The organism is Spirillospora sp. NPDC029432 (assembly GCF_040703975.1).
Taxonomy (GTDB): Bacteria; Actinomycetota; Actinomycetes; order Streptosporangiales; family Streptosporangiaceae; genus Spirillospora.
Genome location: NZ_JBEZWH010000019.1, coordinates 40,141 through 56,382, shown reverse-complemented (window position 1 = coordinate 56,382; position 16,242 = coordinate 40,141). Strand labels below are relative to the sequence as shown.

At 74.1% G+C, this 16,242-nt stretch carries 15 protein-coding genes; 13 read left to right on the top strand and 2 right to left on the bottom strand.

Annotation, left to right across the window (positions count from 1 at the left end):
* The first annotated feature begins 38 nt into the window (after positions 1 to 38).
* Together AB0881_RS17690 and AB0881_RS17685 are read left to right on the top strand one after the other, a co-directional pair.
* Complete coding sequence (locus AB0881_RS17690; protein WP_366617979.1) at positions 39 to 785, top strand: SDR family NAD(P)-dependent oxidoreductase; 747 nt, start codon at positions 39 to 41, stop codon at positions 783 to 785.
* 28 nt (positions 786 to 813) lie between these two features.
* Entirely contained in the window at positions 814 to 1,770 is a 957-nt protein-coding gene (locus tag AB0881_RS17685; RefSeq protein WP_366617978.1) for an NADPH:quinone oxidoreductase family protein, read from the top strand.
* A gap of 28 nt (positions 1,771 to 1,798) precedes the next feature.
* On the opposite strand, the gene AB0881_RS17680 is transcribed toward AB0881_RS17685, so the two are convergent.
* Complete coding sequence (locus AB0881_RS17680; protein WP_366617977.1) at positions 1,799 to 2,476, bottom strand: response regulator transcription factor; 678 nt, start codon at positions 2,474 to 2,476, stop codon at positions 1,799 to 1,801.
* 9 nt (positions 2,477 to 2,485) lie between these two features.
* Complete coding sequence (locus tag AB0881_RS17675) at positions 2,486 to 3,766, bottom strand: sensor histidine kinase (RefSeq protein ID WP_366617976.1); 1,281 nt, start codon at positions 3,764 to 3,766, stop codon at positions 2,486 to 2,488.
* A 161-nt stretch (positions 3,767 to 3,927) separates the two neighbouring features.
* Here AB0881_RS17675 and AB0881_RS17670 point away from each other — a divergent pair, with 161 nt between their 5' ends.
* From AB0881_RS17670 to AB0881_RS17620, 11 genes are all read left to right on the top strand, one after another.
* Positions 3,928 to 4,020: a putative leader peptide gene (locus tag AB0881_RS17670; protein WP_366617975.1), complete on the top strand. Its 93-nt coding sequence runs from the start codon at positions 3,928 to 3,930 to the stop codon at positions 4,018 to 4,020.
* Positions 4,021 to 4,087: 67 nt separating this feature from the next.
* On the top strand, positions 4,088 to 4,915 hold the full coding sequence (locus AB0881_RS17665; protein WP_366617974.1) for an ABC transporter permease: 828 nt from the start codon (positions 4,088 to 4,090) through the stop codon (positions 4,913 to 4,915).
* Positions 4,891 to 5,670 carry an ABC transporter ATP-binding protein gene (locus AB0881_RS17660; protein ID WP_366617973.1) on the top strand — a complete coding sequence of 260 codons (780 nt, stop codon included), beginning with the start codon at positions 4,891 to 4,893 and terminating at the stop codon, positions 5,668 to 5,670. Before AB0881_RS17665 ends, AB0881_RS17660 begins: the two co-directional genes overlap by 25 nt.
* Positions 5,667 to 6,689, top strand: a complete 1,023-nt coding sequence (locus AB0881_RS17655; protein ID WP_366617972.1) for an ABC transporter substrate-binding protein — start codon at positions 5,667 to 5,669, stop codon at positions 6,687 to 6,689. Before AB0881_RS17660 ends, AB0881_RS17655 begins: the two co-directional genes overlap by 4 nt.
* Positions 6,686 to 7,897: an LLM class flavin-dependent oxidoreductase gene (locus AB0881_RS17650; RefSeq protein WP_366617971.1), complete on the top strand. Its 1,212-nt coding sequence runs from the start codon at positions 6,686 to 6,688 to the stop codon at positions 7,895 to 7,897. Before AB0881_RS17655 ends, AB0881_RS17650 begins: the two co-directional genes overlap by 4 nt.
* A complete protein-coding gene (locus tag AB0881_RS17645; protein ID WP_366617970.1) occupies positions 7,894 to 8,529 on the top strand; it encodes a class I SAM-dependent methyltransferase in 636 nt (211 codons plus the stop codon). The genes AB0881_RS17650 and AB0881_RS17645 overlap by 4 nt, the downstream gene beginning before the upstream one ends.
* A gap of 52 nt (positions 8,530 to 8,581) precedes the next feature.
* Positions 8,582 to 10,078: a sugar porter family MFS transporter gene (locus AB0881_RS17640; RefSeq protein WP_366617969.1), complete on the top strand. Its 1,497-nt coding sequence runs from the start codon at positions 8,582 to 8,584 to the stop codon at positions 10,076 to 10,078.
* Positions 10,079 to 10,422: 344 nt separating this feature from the next.
* On the top strand, positions 10,423 to 12,411 hold the full coding sequence (thrS, locus tag AB0881_RS17635) for a threonine--tRNA ligase (protein WP_366617968.1): 1,989 nt from the start codon (positions 10,423 to 10,425) through the stop codon (positions 12,409 to 12,411).
* A 64-nt stretch (positions 12,412 to 12,475) separates the two neighbouring features.
* On the top strand, positions 12,476 to 13,099 hold the full coding sequence (locus tag AB0881_RS17630; RefSeq protein WP_366617967.1) for a hypothetical protein: 624 nt from the start codon (positions 12,476 to 12,478) through the stop codon (positions 13,097 to 13,099).
* Positions 13,100 to 13,192: 93 nt separating this feature from the next.
* Entirely contained in the window at positions 13,193 to 14,239 is a 1,047-nt protein-coding gene (locus AB0881_RS17625; RefSeq protein ID WP_366617966.1) for a chemotaxis protein CheB, read from the top strand.
* A 53-nt stretch (positions 14,240 to 14,292) separates the two neighbouring features.
* Positions 14,293 to 16,188 (top strand): CheR family methyltransferase, encoded by a 1,896-nt coding sequence (locus tag AB0881_RS17620; RefSeq protein WP_366617965.1) that lies wholly within the window; start codon positions 14,293 to 14,295, stop codon positions 16,186 to 16,188.
* Positions 16,189 to 16,242: the final 54 nt, after the last annotated feature.

Genomic DNA, 16,242 nt, shown 5'->3' with positions numbered 1-16,242 from the left:
GAGTAACTGACGAGTCAGTTACTTTGGGAGGCGCTCACATGGTGGCTTTCGACGGGGCCGGCAAAGTCGCACTGATCACCGGCGGATCCAACGGCATCGGCGCGGCCGTGGCGCGCCGGCTGGCCGGGCGGGGCGCGCGGGTGGTGCTCGCCGACATCGACGAGGAGCGCGGCGGCGCGCTGGCCGCGGAGCTCGGCGGCCGCTTCGTCCGCTGCGACGTCCGCGAGCCGGCCGACAGCACGGCGGCCGTCGCCGCGGCGGTGGACGCCTACGGCGGGCTCGACCTGGCCTTCCTCAACGCGGGCGTGTCCACCGGCACCGGCCTGGACGGCGACTTCGACCCGGCGCTCTACCGCCGCGCGATGGCGATCAACCTCGACGGCGTCGTGTACGGCGTGCACGCCGCGCTCCCCGCGCTGCGCGCCCGCGGCGGCGGCGACATCATCGCCACCGCGAGCATGGCCGGCCTGACCGCCACCCCGTTCGACCCCATCTACGGCGCCAACAAGGCCGCCGTGGTCGGGCTCGTCCGCGCCCTCGGCCCCGCGCACGCGCCCGAGGGGATCCGGGTGAACGCCCTGTGCCCCTCGTTCGCCGACACCGACATCCTCGGCGGGATCAAGGACCACCTGGCCGAGACGGGCTTCCCGATCCTGGAGGTCGAGAAGGTCGTCGAGGCGTTCATGGCGATCCTGGACGGGGACGACGCGGGAGAGGCGTGGTTCGTCGTCCCGGGGCGCGAGAGCGGCCCGTTCAAGTTCCGCGGCGTGCCCGGCCCGCGCTGATTCCCAGGAAACACAGGAGGCAGAGGACATGCGCGCTATCCAGATCACCGAGTTCGGCGGCCCCGAGGTCCTGAACGTCACCGAGCTGCCCGACCCGGAACCGGGCCCGGGGCGGCTGCTCATCGACGTGTCCCGGGCGGGGATCAACTACGCCGACACCCACCAGGCCGAGGACAGCTACCTGTCGCGCTCCACGCTGCCGCTGGTGCCGGGCGGCGAGGCCGTCGGCCGCACCCCGGACGGCCGCCGGGTGGTCGCCCTGCTCGGCACCGGCGGGTACGCGGAGAAGGCCCTGGCGCCCGAGGCGATGGCCTGGGACGTCCCCGACGCCGTGGACGACGTCACCGCGCTCGGCATGGTGATCCAGGGCGCGTCGGCGTGGCTGCTGCTGCGCCGCAGCACGCACCTGGCGCCGGGGGAGTCGGTCGTCGTGCACGCCGCCGCCGGCGGGGTCGGGACGCTGGCCGTCCAGCTCGCCAAGCAGTGGGGCGCGGGCCGCGTCATCGCGACCGCCTCGTCCAAGGAGAAGCGGGAGCTGGCGCTGGAGCTCGGCGCCGACGTCGCCGTGGACGCGAACGAGCCCGACATGAAGGCCGCGCTGATCGACGCCAACGAGGGCCGCCGGGTCGACGTGGTGCTGGAGATGACCGGCGGCACCGTCACCGACCAGAGCCTCAAGGCGCTCGCCCCGTTCGGGCGGCTCGGCTTCTACGGGATGGCCTCCCGCCAGGCGCCCTCGCCCGTCCAGCCCGGCACCCTGATGGCGCACTCCACCACCATCGCCGGGATGTGGCTGGCGCACGTGTTCCAGCTGCCCGGCGACGTCATGGGCACCGCGCTGAACGAGCTGTTCGCGCTGGCCGCCGACGGCAGGCTGCGGGTGGTCTCCGGCGGCGAGTACGGCCTGAGCGAGGCCCGCCGGGCGCACGAGGACCTGCGCGCCCGCCGGACCACCGGCAAGCTCGTCCTCGACCCGTCCCGCTGACGGGCCCGGCCGCCCCGCCGGCCGGCGGTCAGCCGACCAGGCCGTTCTCGTAGGCGTACACGACGGCCTGGGTGCGGTCCCGCAGCGCGAGCTTGGTCAGCACGTGGCCGACGTGGGTCTTGACGGTCTGCTCGGCCAGCACCAGCTCGGCGGCGATCTCGGCGTTCGACAGGCCCCGCGCGATCAGGCGCAGCACGTCCAGCTCGCGCGGGGTCAGCGAGGAGGTCGCGGCGGGGCTGGGCCGCTGGTGGCGGCGGCGCCGGGCGAAGTCGCCGATCAGCCGGCGGGTGATCGAGGGGGCCAGCAGGGCGTCCCCGGCGGCCACCACCCGCACCCCGCTGACCAGGTCGGCGGCCGAGGCGTCCTTGAGCAGGAAGCCGCTGGCGCCCGCGCCGAGCGCCTCGTAGACGTACTCGTCGAGGTCGAACGTCGTCAGCACCAGCACCTTGGGCCGGATCCCGGCCGGGTCGACGTCGTCGGCGGGCGGCTCGCCGACCAGCTCGGCGGTGGCGGCCAGCCCGTCCATCTCGGGCATCCGGATGTCCATCACGATGACGTCGGGGTCGAGCTTCCTGGCCATCTCCACGGCCTCCAGGCCGTTGCCGGCCTGGCCGATCACCTCGATCTCCGGATCTGAGGACAGCAGCGCGGCCAGCCCGTCGCGGATCATCACCTGGTCGTCGGCGATCAGCACCCGAATCGTCACAGGGGAAGATTAGTCGGGATCTCCGTACGGGACGTCCGCCACGACCTCCCAGCCGCCGCGCTCGCGGGCGCCGGCGGTCAGCGTCCCGTCGAGCATCACCACCCGCTCGCGCATGCCGACCAGGCCGTGCCCGCCGCCGTGCGACTCCTCGGGGGTGCCGCGCGGGCCGTCGTCGACCACGCTGACGCGCAGCGAGTCCGGGCCGTACCGGATCTCTATCTGCACCCGGGAGCCGGGCGCGTAGCGGGTGGCGTTGCTCAGCGACTCCTGGACGATCCGGAACGCCGACAGGTCCACCCCGACGGCCAGCGGCCGCGGTACTCCGATCATGGTGACGCCGACCTTGAGCCCGGCGCCGCGGGCGGCGGCGACCAGGTCGTCCAGCCGGTCCAGGCCCGGCTGCGGGGCCCGCTCGGCGCCCTCGTCGTCGGACCGCAGCAGGCCCACCACCCGGCGGGTCTCGGTGAGCGCCTCGCGGGCGGCGTCGCGGACCACGCCGAACGTCTGGCGGGCCGCGTCCGGCAGGTCGGGGATCTTGTACGGGGCGGCCTCGGCCTGCATCGCGATCACCGACATGTGGTGGGCGACCACGTCGTGCAGCTCCCGCGCGATCCGGGCGCGCTCCTCCAGGACGGCCTGCCGGGCCAGGTCCTGGCGGCGCAGCTCCTCCTGCTCGCGGACGATCGCCTCGGCGGTGCGGCGGCCGCCGATCGCGTCCCCGAACGCCAGCACGACCAGCACGATCCCGGCCAGGATCGCGCCGAACCAGCCCGGCATGCCGAGCAGCACGGCCGGGCCTAGCACGCCCGCGATGGTGACCGCGCCGACGCCGATCAGCGTCTCCCGGTCGCAGGCGAGCGCGACGAAGAACAGGATCACCAGCAGCGCGAGGAACGCGGTCACCGGCCACGGCCAGAAGCCCACGCCGCGCACCAGCAGCGCGCCCAGCAGGAATCCGCCGGCCGACAGCCGCCAGGCGGCCAGCGGGCGGCGCACGGCCAGCATCAGGGGGGCCGCCTGGAGCACCCCGAGCACGGCGCTGATCCCGGGCGAGCGGTGGTCGACCTCGATCGGGATCGCGATGGAGCCCGCGGTGAAGCCGATCGTCATCCCCAGCAGTAGCAGCAGCAGCGGGATCCGCAGCCACATCCGCTCGGGCAGCATCGTCACGTGCGGGTCGTGCGGGCCGGGCAGCAGCGCGGACCGGATCCCCTGGAGGAGCCGCGCGTGGTCGTGCCGGTCGTGGTCGTGCAGCGAGTCGTGCCACTTGGCACGGGACGGTTCGTTCATCGCACTGGTGAGCCTAAGGCGCGAGCCCGGCCGGGGACGTGACCCGGGGGAGCCAGATCCGGACCGCACCCTGGGTAGCAGCCCGTGACGGGCGATGGAGACCGGCCAATAGACCACTAAACCGGTATTTCAGATTGACTTGATAGGAAATATCGGCCAGGGTGAGGACCGTGAACGACCGTCCCGCCCTTCTCGTCGCGCGCCTGCACGTCGACCTCCGCCGGCAGGCCAGCTGCCTGTGTCGGCCCGCCTAGGCGGGCCGCAACGCCGGCCCGCGCGCAGTCCGTCCTCCCCGAACGCTCGCGAAGGGTCACCTCAGCCGTGTCCACGTCCTCGCTCGACCTGCCGCGCCCACGGGCCCGGTCCAGGTCGGGAATCGCCTCCGTGCGGCCGCCGCGCGCCGCGCTCGCCCGGGCCGTCAGCCCGCTGGCGCTGCTGGTGCTGTGGCAGCTCGCCTCCTCGACCGGGCTGCTGCCCGAACGCCTCCTCCCCGCCCCGGCCACGGTCGCCGCGACCGGCGCCGAACTCGTCCGCGACGGCACGCTGCTCGACGCGGTCGGCGTGTCGGTCCAGCGCGCCGTGCTGGGCTTCCTGATCGGCGCCGCCGCCGGCGTCGGCCTCGCGCTGGCCGCCGGGCTCAGCCGGGTCGGCGAGAACGCCGCCGACCCGATCATGCAGATGCTCCGCGCCCTGCCGCACTTCGGGCTGATCCCGCTGTTCATCCTGTGGTTCGGGATCGGCGAGGCGCCCAAGGTCGCGCTGGTCGCGCTCGGCGTCGCCTTCCCGCTCTACCTCAACACCTTCGCCGGGATCCGCGGCGTCGACGGCAGGCTCGCCGAGGTCGCGCAGACGCTGCGGCTCGGCCGGCCCACGCTGATCCGGCACGTCGTGCTGCCGGGCGCGCTGCCGCAGGCGCTGGTCGGCCTCCGGCAGAGCCTGGGCGCCGCCTGGCTCGCGCTGATCGTGGCCGAGCAGGTCAACGCCGCCTCCGGCCTCGGCTTCATGATCAACAACGCCCGCGAGTTCCTGCGCACCGACATCGTCGTGCTCGGCCTGGTCGTGTACGCGGCGCTCGGCCTGCTCACCGACGCCCTGGTCCGCCTGCTGGAGAGGAGGGCGCTGACATGGCGCAAGGGCTTCCCGATCTGACCGAGACCGGCACCGAGGTCGGCACTGAGACCGGCACTGAGGCCGTCGCGGAGGTGGCCGGGCTGACCCGCCGGTTCGGCGACCGCACCGTGCTCGACGCGGTCCGGCTCACCATCCGCCGCGGCGAGTTCGTGGCCCTGCTCGGCCGCAGCGGCTCGGGCAAGTCCACGCTGCTGCGCGCGCTGGCCGGGCTGGACCGCGACGTCCCGCGCGCCCAGCGCGGCGGGCTCACCGTGAACGGCACCACCGCGGTGGCGTTCCAGGAGCCCCGCCTCATCCCCTGGAAGCGCGTCTGGGCGAACGTCGCGCTCGGCCTGGACGACCCCGACCCGCGCGCCGCCGCCGCGAAGGCCCTGGACGAGGTCGGCCTCGCCGAACGCGGCGGGGCCTGGCCGCTCACGCTGTCCGGCGGCGAGGCCCAGCGCGCCTCCCTGGCCCGCGCCCTCGTCCGCGAGCCCGGCCTGCTCCTGCTGGACGAGCCGTTCAGCGCCCTGGACGCCCTCACCCGCATCACCATGCACCGGCTCGTCCTGGACCTGTGGGAGCGGCACGGGCCCGGGATCCTCCTGGTCACCCACGACGTGGACGAGGCGCTGCTGCTGGCCGACCGGGTGCTCGTCCTCGACGGCGGCCGCATCGCGCACGAGTCCCGGGTGGAGCTCCCGCGCCCCCGCCACCGCGACCATCCCGACCTCACCGCCCTGCGCGCGACCCTGCTCGACCGGCTCGGCGTCACCCCCGAAGGAACGACATGACCCTCAGACGGCTCCGGACACTCCGGACACTCCTGGCGGGCGCGGCCGCGCTCGTGCTCACCGCGGCGGCGGCCGGCTGCGGCGGAGCGGACGCGCCGAACGCCGCGGTCCGCCCCGACGGCTCGGTGGACCTGTCCAAGGTCACGCTGCGGATCGGCGACCAGAAGGGCGGCCAGCAGGCCCTCCTCGGCGCCGCCGGCGAGCTGGACGGCCTCCCGTACAAGGTCACCTGGAACCAGTTCACCTCCGGCCCGCCGCTGCTGGAGGCGGTGCACGCCGGGGCGCTGGACTTCGGCGCGGTCGGCAACACCCCGCCGGTCTTCGCCGCCGCGGCCGGCTCCGACATCAAGATCGTGGCCGCCGCCGACATCGGGCTGACCGGCCAGGCCGTGCTCGTCCCGAAGGACTCGCCGATCCGCACGCCCGCCGACCTGAAGGGCAAGCGGATCGGGGTGGCCAAGGGCAGCTCCGCCCACTACCACCTGCTGACCGTCCTCAAGAAGGCCGGACTCGGCTTCGCGGACATCCAGCCCCAGTACCTCGCCCCGCCCGACGCCATGGCCGCGCTCAGCCGCGGCGGCCTGGACGCCTGGGCGATCTGGGACCCGTACACCGCCCAGGGGCAGACCCAGGCCGGCGCCCGCGTCCTCGTCGACGGCCGCGGCTACACCACCGGCTACAACCTGATCGTCGCCGCGGAGAAGGCGCTGGAGGACAAGGCCAAGGTCGCCGCGCTGCGCGACTACCTCACCCGGCAGCGGCGCGCCCTGGTCTGGGCGAACGCCAACGTCAAGGGCTGGGGCGCCGTCTGGTCCCGCGACACCGGGCTGCCGCTGGCGGTCGCCGAGGAGGCCGCCCGCCGCCGCGCCGCCCGCCTGATCAAGGTGGACGACGCCCTGGTCCGCAACGAGCAGCTGGTGGCCGACGCCTTCCGCGACGAGAAGCTCATCCCCGGATCGGTCGACATCGCGAAGTTCGTCGACCGCCGCTTCAACGACATCGAGGTCGAGAACAAGTGACCGATTCTCCTGGTTCCCCGAGTTCCCCGAGTACCCCGCGCTTCCACTGGTTCCTGCCCACCACCGGCGACAGCCGCGCCCTGATCGGCGGCGGCCACAGCGTCCCGGCCGGCGTAGGCCGGCCAGCCGAGCGCCCCGGCACCGCCGACGTGGTCCGGCCGCCGGACATCGACTACCTCGCCCAGATCGCCAGATCCGCAGAGCAGCTCGGCTTCGAGGCCGTGCTCACCCCGACCGGCACCTGGTGCGAGGACGCCTGGCTCGTCACCGCCGCGCTGCTGCGCGAGACGTCCCGGCTGAAGTTCCTGGTGGCCTTCCGTCCCGGCTTCGTCTCGCCGACGCTGGCCGCCCAGATGGCCGCCACCTACCAGCGGATCTCCGGCGGGCGGCTGCTGCTGAACGTGGTCACCGGCGGCGAGTCCGCCGAGCAGCGCCGCTTCGGCGACCACCTGGCGCACGCCGACCGGTACGCCCGTACCGGCGAGTTCCTGGAGGTCGTGCGGGGCGCGTGGACCGGCGAGCCGTTCGACTTCAAGGGCGAGCACTACGACGTCGAGGGCGCGCTGGTCTCCCGGCCGCCGGACCCGCTGCCGGAGATCTACTTCGGCGGCTCCTCACCGGCCGCCGGGCCCGTCGCGGCCCGGCACGTCGACACGTACCTGACCTGGGGCGAGCCCCCGGACCAGGTCGCCGAGAAGATCGCCTGGATGCGCGGGCTGGCCGCGGCCGAGGGCCGCGCGCTGCGCTTCGGGATCCGGCTGCACACCATCAGCCGCGACACCTCCGAGGCCGCCTGGGCCGAGGCGCGGCGGCTGCTGGACGGCGTGGACCCGGCCCACATCGCCAAGGCCCAGCAGGCGCTGGCCGCCAGCGACTCGGTCGGGCAGCGCCGCATGCGCGCGCTGCACGAGTCGTACCGCGGCGGCGGCTCCGAACGCGACCTGGAGATCCACCCCGGCCTGTGGTCGGGCGTCGGCCTGGTGCGCGGCGGCGCCGGCACCGCGCTGGTGGGCAGCCACGCCGAGGTCGCCGACCTCATCGAGGAGTACGCGGCGCTCGGCATCGAGGAGTTCATCCTGTCCGGCTACCCGCACCTGGAGGAGGCGTACTGGTTCGGCGAGGGCGTGCTCCCCGAGCTGCGCCGCCGCGCGGCGGGCCCGCGGGCCCTGGCGCCGGCGGGGGGTGCGGGTGCGACACTGCCGGGATGACCGGTGATCACAGGCATCCGATCTTCGCCCGGCTCTACCCCCGGCTGGACGCCGCCGCCGCGCGGGCCGGCGGCGCCGCCCACCGCGCCGAGCTGCTCGCCGGCGCGCGCGGGCGGGCGCTGGAGGTGGGCGCCGGGCACGGCGCCAACTTCGCCCACTACCCGGGCGGCGTGACCGAGGTGGTCGCGATCGAGCCGGAGCCGACGCTGCGCGCCCGCGCGGTCGCGGCCGCCGCCGGGGCCCCGGTCCCGGTGGCGGTCCGGGCCGGCCTCGCCGAGGACCTCGACCTGCCGGACGCCTCGTTCGACGTGGCCGTGGCCTCGCTGGTGCTGTGCTCGGTGCGCGACCCGGTCCGGGTGCTGGCCGAGCTGCGGCGCGTCCTGCGCCCCGGCGGCGAGCTGCGCTTCTACGAGCACGTGCGGTCCCGGTCGCCGCGGCAGGCGATCTTCCAGAAGTACACCGACGTGCTGTGGCCGTACGTGGCGGCCGGCTGCCACGTCTCCCGCCCCACCGGCGACCTGATCGAGCGCTCGGGGTTCACGGTCAGGAGCGAGCGGCGCTTCGACTTCCCCGCCTCCCGGGTGCCGAACCCGTCGGCGCCGCACATCATCGGCGTCGCGGTCCGCGACTGAGGGCGGGGCGCCGGACCGGCTTAATGTCCCTTTCTCCGGGAAGAGCAGCCCCATGGCTGATCAAGGGACGCCTGGAGAGAGCGGGGCGACGGCGGGGCGGAAGGCGGGCACGGAGGAGCACGGGCACACGGCGGCGACGGCGGTGCTGCTGGCGGGCGCCGCCGCCCTCGGCGGCTTCCTCTTCGGCTACGACTCCTCGGTGATCAACGGCGCGGTCGGGGCGGTGGAGTCCCAGTTCCACCTGGGCTCGGTGGCCGTCGGGCTGGTGGTGTCGTCGGCCCTGCTGGGGTGCGCGGCCGGCGCCTGGTTCGCCGGGCCGCTCGCCGACCGGATGGGCCGCGTCCGGGTGATGCTGGTGTCGGCCCTGCTGTTCGTGATCAGCTCGGTGGGCTCGGCGCTGGCGTTCGCCGCCTGGGACCTGACCCTCTGGCGGTTCGTCGGCGGGCTGGCGATCGGCGCCGCGTCGGTGATCGCGCCCGCGTACATCGCCGAGATCGCGCCCGCCGACCTGCGCGGGCGGCTCGGCTCCCTCCAGCAGATGGCGATCGTGCTGGGCATCTTCGCGGCGCTTGTGGTCGACTACGTGATCGCGCGGGTGTCGGACGGCGGCGCGTCCGGCGAGTTCCCGTGGGGCGGCACCGCCTGGCGGTGGATGTTCGCCAGCGCGGCGGTGCCGGCCGTGATCTGGGGAGTGATCGCCATGACCATCCCCGAGTCGCCGCGCTACCTGGTCAAGAAGCGGCGGCCGGCCGCCGCCCGCGAGGCGCTGGCCCGGGTGATGGACCCGCGCGAGGTGGATACCAAGATCGACGAGATCCGCCGGTCGCTGGCCCGGGACCGGCCGGTGCGCCTGGGCGACCTGCGCGGCAGCCGCTTCGGGCTGCTGCCGATCGTGTGGGTGGGCATCCTGCTGTCGGTCTTCCAGCAGTTCGTCGGCATCAACGTGATCTTCTACTACTCGACCGAGCTGTGGCAGGCGGTCGGGTTCAGCGAGAACGACGCGATGCTCACCTCCGTGATCAACTCGCTGGTGAACGTGGCCGCCACGCTGGTGGCGATCGCGCTGGTGGACAAGGTCGGCCGGCGCCCGCTGCTGCTCGCCGGAGCGGCCGGGATGACGGTCACCCTCGGCGTCATGACCGCCTGCTTCGCCACCGCGCCGGTGGTGGACGGAGAGCCCTCGCTCGGCGACGTGGGCGGGCCGGTCGCGCTCGTGGCGGCCAACCTCTACGTGGTGTCGTTCGCCGCCACCTGGGGCCCGGTGGTGTGGGTGATGCTGGGCGAGATGTTCAGCAACTTCATCCGCGCCTCGGCGCTGGCCGTGGCCGCCGCCGCCCAGTGGCTCGCCAACTGGGCGATCACCACCACGTTCCCCGGCCTGTCCGGGGTGTCGCTCGGGCTGGCGTACGGCATCTACACCGTCTTCGCCGCGCTGGCGTTCCTGTTCGTGATGCGCGCCGTACCGGAGACCAAGGGCCGCGAGCTGGAGGACATGGACACGCTGGAGGGGCCGCGGCGGCGGCGCGCGGGCCGCGCGCGCGTGAGCTAGCATGGGCGCCATGGCAGCCGTACGCGCGCGGCACGCACAGTGCTTCGACGCGCAGTGTCCGACGACGACGCCGGGGATCTCCCGGCGCGACGGCCGCCTGTCCTGACCAGAGCGGCGAGGCCCCGGGAGCGATCCCGGGGCCTCTTCGCGTTGGCGGGGCAGCCGCGGGGCCGTTCCCGGCGCGGGCCTGCCGGCCCGAGAGGAGAACGACCATGGACCGTGATGCGTCCGGCGACCGGCCGGACTCGATAGCATCGGAAGCCGCAAACGGAGCGGCCGCAAGGGGAGTCCCCGTCCGGGGAACCGGCCCCGTTCCACCATCTTCACCATCGCGAGGAGTGCCCGTGTCCACCGTGCCTGAGCTGCGCATCACCCTCGACGGAAGCGAGCGGGCGGTGGCCGCCGGCTCGACCGCCGGCGAGGCGCTCGGCGCCGACGGCCGGACCGTGATCGCCGCCCGGGTCGGCGGTGAGCTGCGCGACCTGGCCTACGAGGTCCGCGACGGCGACGTCGTCGAGCCCGTGGAGATCGGCTCGGACGACGGGCGGGCGATCATGCGGCACTCGGCCGCGCACGTGATGGCGCAGGCCGTCCAGGAGCTGTTCCCCGAGGCGAAGCTCGGCATCGGCCCGCCGGTGGAGAACGGCTTCTACTACGACTTCGACGTCGAGAGCCCGTTCACCCCCGACGACCTCAAGCGCGTCGAGAAGCGGATGCGCGAGATCGTCAAGCAGGGCCAGCGGTTCTCCCGCCGGGCCGTCTCCGACGACGAGGCGCGCGCGGAGCTGGCCGCCGAGCCGTACAAGCTGGAGCTGATCGGCCTCAAGGGCGGCTCCGGCGAGGTCGCCGACGCGGCCGAGGGCGCCGACGTCGAGGTCGGCGGCGGCGAGCTGACCATCTACGACAACCTCGACGCCAAGTCCGGCGAGCTGTGCTGGAAGGACCTGTGCCGGGGGCCGCACCTGCCGTCCACCCGCGTGATCCCCGCGTTCAAGCTGATGCGGGCGGGCGGCGCGTACTGGCGCGGCAGCGAGAAGAACCCGCAGCTCCAGCGCATCTACGGCACCGCCTGGGAGTCCCGCGAGAAGCAGGACGAGTACCTGAAGTTCCTGGAGGAGGCCGAGAAGCGCGACCACCGCCGCCTCGGCGCCGAGCTGGACCTGTTCTCGTTCCCCAAGGAGATCGGCAGCGGGCTGGCGGTCTTCCACCCCAAGGGCGGCGTGATCCGCAAGGTGATGGAGGAGTACTCGCGGATCCGGCACGAGGAGGCCGGGTACGAGTTCGTCAACACCCCGCACATCACCAAGGGCACCCTGTACGAGGTCTCCGGGCACCTCGGCTGGTACAAGGACGACATGTTCCCGCCCATGGAGGTGGACGGGGGCGACTACTACCTCAAGCCGATGAACTGCCCGATGCACAACCTGATCTTCGGGGCGCGCGGGCGGTCGTACCGGGAGCTGCCGCTGCGGCTGTTCGAGTTCGGCAGCGTCTACCGGTTCGAGAAGTCCGGCGTGGTGCACGGCCTCACCCGGGTGCGCGGCATGACCCAGGACGACGCGCACATCTACTGCACCCGCGAGCAGATGGTCGGCGAGCTGAAGAGCCTGCTCACCTTCGTGCTCGACCTGCTGCGCGACTACGGCCTGAACGAGTTCTACCTGGAGCTGTCCACCCGCGACGACTCCGACAAGTTCATCGGCACCCAGGAGGACTGGGACGAGGCCACCGCCGCGCTCCAGGAGGCCGCCGACGAGTCCGGGCTCGACCTCGTCGCCGACCCGGGCGGCGCGGCGTTCTACGGCCCGAAGATCTCCGTCCAGGCCAAGGACGCGATCGGCCGCACCTGGCAGCTGTCGACCATCCAGGTCGACTTCAACCAGCCCAAGCGGTTCGAGCTGGAGTACCAGGCCGCCGACGGCACCCGGCAGCAGCCGGTGATGATCCACCGGGCGCTGTTCGGGTCGATCGAGCGGTTCTTCGGCGTGCTGCTGGAGCACTACGCGGGCGCGATGCCGCCGTGGCTGGCGCCGGTGCAGGTGGTCGGCATCCCGATCGGCGAGGCGCACGTCCCGCACCTGGAGCGGGTCGCGGACGCGCTGCGCGCCAAGGGGATCCGGGTGGAGGTCGACGCCTCCGCCGACCGGATGCAGAAGAAGATCCGCAACGCGCAGAAGCAGAAGGTCCCGTACATGCTGCTGGCCGGCGACGACGACGTGGCCAGGGACGCGGTGTCGTTCCGGTACCGCGGCGGCGAGCAGCGCAACGGCATCCCGATCGGCGAGGCGGTCGACGAGATCGTCAAGGCCGTCGAGGCCCGGATCCAGGTCTGAGGATCCGGGGACCGGGAATCGGGGTCCGGTACGCGTCGGCCGCGGCATCTGGGACGGTGGGGAGATGAAGACGAGGAGCAGGCCGGTCGCCGGGCCGGCCCGCAAGGGCCCGGCCTGGCTCCGCGGCGCCGGGTACGGCGGCGCGATGCTGCTCGTGGCGGCCGCCGTCGCGGTGCTGCTCTACCCCCTGATGGGCCAGGACCGGAAGGGCGGCACCGCGGCGGGCGACCAGGCCGCGGCGGGCACCGCGACGACCGCGCCGGGCGTGCCGGGGGGCGGCGCGACCGGCGTCCCCGGCGTCCCGGGCGCCACCGAGCCGCAGACCCGGCCGGAGCAGGGCGGCGGCACCGGCCGCGACCAGGGCGGTAACCAGGGCGGCGGGCCGACGCTGCCCGGCCAGGGCGGCGGCACGACCACCTGGTGCCCGGCCGGCACGGCCGTCTACCGGCCCGCGGCCACCGGCGACGCCCTGGAGGTCGCCGTCCGGGCCTCGGCCAGCGGGCTGGTCCGGGCCGAGGTGTCGATGACCGGGCGGTCCCCGGTGTCCCAGCAGGACACCGCCAAGGCCGGCCGTACGCACACCTTCCGATTCGCGGGCGTCCGGGCCGAGACGGTCGAGCGGGTGAAGGTCACCACCGTGTCGGTCGGGGTCTCGATGCAGACCTGCTACGCGCGCGTCGCGGGCTGACGGGCCTGCCGCGGGGGCCCGCGCGGGGGAGCGGCGGGACAATCCCGGGGGCGTGACGGGAGTGAACGCCCCGTGTCCGGGCAGGACGCGGGTGTGAATGCCCCGAAGGGCCGCGACGTCGTCGTGGCCGTGGCCTCCGCGGGCGGCATCGGCGCACTCCGCGATCTGCTGGCGCGGCTGCCCGCCGACCTTCCGGCGGCGATCCTCGTGGTCCTGCACGTGTCGCCGTACGGGGGCGGCACGCTCCCGCGGGTGCTGCAGCGGCCGTCCGCGCTGCCGGTGTCGTACGCCGAGGACGGCGGCGACCTGACCCAAGGCCGCGTCTACGTGGCCCCGCCCAACCGCCACCTGCTCCTGCTGGGCGACACCATGCGGCTGTCCACCGGGCCCCGGCAGAACGGGCACCGGCCCGCGGCCGACTCGCTGCTGTTCAGCGCGGCGCTGGCGGCCGGCCCGCGGGTCACCGCCGTGGTGCTCAGCGGCGCCCTCGACGACGGCGCGGCGGGCGGCGCGGCCGTACGGCGGCACGGCGGCCTGGTGCTGGTCCAGGAGCCCGCCGAGGCGCCGTTCAGCGGGATGCCCGACGCCGCGCTGGAGGCCGTGCCGGACGCGCCCGCGCTCCCGCTGGCCGAACTGGCCGTGCGGATCGAGCAGGAGGCCCGCGAGTACGGCGGCGAGGAGCTCCCCGAACCGGCGCGGGACGCCGAGCTGGAACGCCGCGTCGCCTGGCTGCTGCCCGAGTTCCCGGCCGCCTTCAAGCCCGGGAGACCGGAACCCGAGGGGGTGAGCTGCCCCGAATGCGGCGGCCCGATCTTCCTCGGCCGGCGGCGGCCGCACGAGCCCGGGCGGTACGAATGCGTCGTCGGGCACGCCTGGACGGGCCGCAGCCTGCTCGACGGCCAGGCGCACCAGGCCGAGTGGGCGCTGGAGCAGGCCGCCCGGCAGCTGGAGGAGCGCCGCCGGCTCAACCTCCGCCTGGAGCGGGAGGCGGCCGGGCGGGGGCACCACATCTCGGCCCGCAAGTTCGCCGAGATGGGGGAGGAGAGCGAGCGCGCCCTGTCGACGATCCGGCGGCTGATCGTCGAGATGGGGGACCGGGGCGAGGCGGAGGCGTCCGGGACCGGCCCGGAACCGGGCTGACCTCGCCCGTTCCCGGGCCGCCGGTTCGGGGCCGTGGCCATTAGGCTCGTTCCGTGGTGACAATCACGGGCGACGGCGAGGACCCCCGCGAGCTGGAGGAGCTCCTCGCCATGCTGAAGGAGAACCGCGGCTTCGACTTCAGCGGCTACAAGCGCTCGACCCTGATGCGGCGCATCGGCCGCCGCATGGTCGCGGTCGGCCTGGGGACGTTCGGCGAGTACCGGGACTTCCTCGAGGCCCAGCCGGAGGAGTACGCCGCGCTGTTCGACAACCTGCTGATCAACGTCACCGGGTTCTTCCGCGACGCCCCGGCGTGGGAGGCGCTGGCGGAGCGGGTGGTGCCGGATCTGGTCAAGACCGGCCCGCCGGCCAGGCCGATCCGGGTGTGGAGCGCCGGCTGCTCGACCGGCGAGGAGGCCTACACGCTGGCGATGGTGCTGGCCGAGGCGCTCGGCGTGGACGGCTTCCGCGACCGCGTCAAGATCTACGCCACCGACCTGGACGAGGCCGCGCTGCAGGCCGCGCGGGCCGGCGCGTACACCGAGCGCAAGGTCCGCGACGTCCCGCCCGAGCTGCGCGCCAGGTACTTCGAGCCGCTCCAGTCCAGCTACGTGTTCCGCCGCGACCTGCGCCGCCAGGTCATCTTCGGCCGCAACGACCTGACCAAGGACGCCCCGATCTCGCGGGTGGACCTGCTGGTCGTCCGCAACACGCTGATGTACTTCAACGCCGAGACGCAGGCCGGCATCCTGCGCCGGCTCCACTTCGCCCTGAACGACTCGGGCTACATCTTCCTCGGCAAGGCCGAGATGCTGCTCAACCACGGCGACTGGTTCGAGCCCGTCGACCTGCGCAAGCGCCTGTTCCACAAGCTGCCGCGCAGGGCGCGGCCGCCGAGGCTGACGCTGGACGACGCCACCGGCGCGAACGCCGCGCGCACCGCCCAGATCCGTTCCGCCGCCCTGGCCGCGGGGCCGGTGGCGCAGCTGGCCCTGGACACCGAGGACAACCTGGTCGTGGCGAACACCCAGGCGGAGGCCCTGTTCCAGCTGCACGCGATGGACGTGGGGCGGCCGTTCCAGGACCTGGAGGTGTCCTTCCGCCCGGTCGAGCTCCGCTCGATCATCGAGCGGGTCAAGCAGGAGCTGCGGCCGGTCGAGCTCCAGCACGTGGAGTGGCAGCGCTCCTCGGCGGCGGAGGTGTGCGTGCTCGACGTGGTGGTCGGGCCCCTCTACGACACCGCGCACGGGCTGATCGGCGTCGGGATCAGCTTCAACGACGTCACCCGCTATAGCCGGCTGCACGACGAGCTGGAGCACGCGAACGAGGAGCTGGAGCGCGCCTACCAGGAGCTGCAGTCCCTGAACGAGGAGCTGGAGACCACCAACGAGGAGCTCCAGTCGACCAACGAGGAGCTCCAGAGCACCAACGAGGAGCTGGAGACGATGAACGAGGAGCTCCAGTCCACGAACGAGGAGCTCCAGGAGATCAACGACGCGCTGCGGTTCCGGACCGGCGAGCTGGACGCCGCCAACGCCTTCCTGGCCTCGGTGCTGCAGAGCCTCGGCACGGCGGTGATCGTGGTGGACGACCAGCTGCGGGTCACCGTCTGGAGCCAGGGCGCCGAGGAGCTGTGGGGGCTGCGCGCGGACGAGGCGAACGGCCAGCACCTGCTCGGCCTGGACATCGGGCTGCCGGTGCGGGAGATCGCGCCGCTGGTGCACCGGTCGCTGGAGCCGGGCCGTACCGGCCGGGCGGGCACCACGGTGGACGCGATCAACCGGCGCGGCCGCTCGGTGCGCCTGTGGATCGAGACGTCGCAGCTGAGCGACAAGGGCGCCGCCCAGGGCGTGATCCTGATCGCCAACCACACCGTTCCCCACGGGGCCGCGGCGCCGCCGGCGGGTGCGGACGGGGCGGGCGCGGGCCCGCCCGGGGCCGGGGGATGAGCGCGGCCGGCGTCCGCCGGGCTAGGGCGCCGGCGGGGCGCGTGAGGAGCGTGG

Excerpts from the sequence above, each read along its gene's own strand:
- AB0881_RS17675 (WP_366617976.1), bottom strand. The coding sequence starts at position 3,766 with ATGAACGAACCGTCCCGTGCCAAGTGGCACGACTCGCTGCACGACCAC.
- AB0881_RS17640 (WP_366617969.1), top strand. The coding sequence starts at position 8,582 with ATGGCTGATCAAGGGACGCCTGGAGAGAGCGGGGCGACGGCGGGGCGG.
- AB0881_RS17630 (WP_366617967.1), top strand. The coding sequence starts at position 12,476 with ATGAAGACGAGGAGCAGGCCGGTCGCCGGGCCGGCCCGCAAGGGCCCG.
- AB0881_RS17685 (WP_366617978.1), top strand. The coding sequence starts at position 814 with ATGCGCGCTATCCAGATCACCGAGTTCGGCGGCCCCGAGGTCCTGAAC.
- AB0881_RS17655 (WP_366617972.1), top strand. The coding sequence starts at position 5,667 with ATGACCCTCAGACGGCTCCGGACACTCCGGACACTCCTGGCGGGCGCG.
- AB0881_RS17645 (WP_366617970.1), top strand. The coding sequence starts at position 7,894 with ATGACCGGTGATCACAGGCATCCGATCTTCGCCCGGCTCTACCCCCGG.
- AB0881_RS17690 (WP_366617979.1), top strand. The coding sequence starts at position 39 with ATGGTGGCTTTCGACGGGGCCGGCAAAGTCGCACTGATCACCGGCGGA.
- AB0881_RS17660 (WP_366617973.1), top strand. The coding sequence starts at position 4,891 with ATGGCGCAAGGGCTTCCCGATCTGACCGAGACCGGCACCGAGGTCGGC.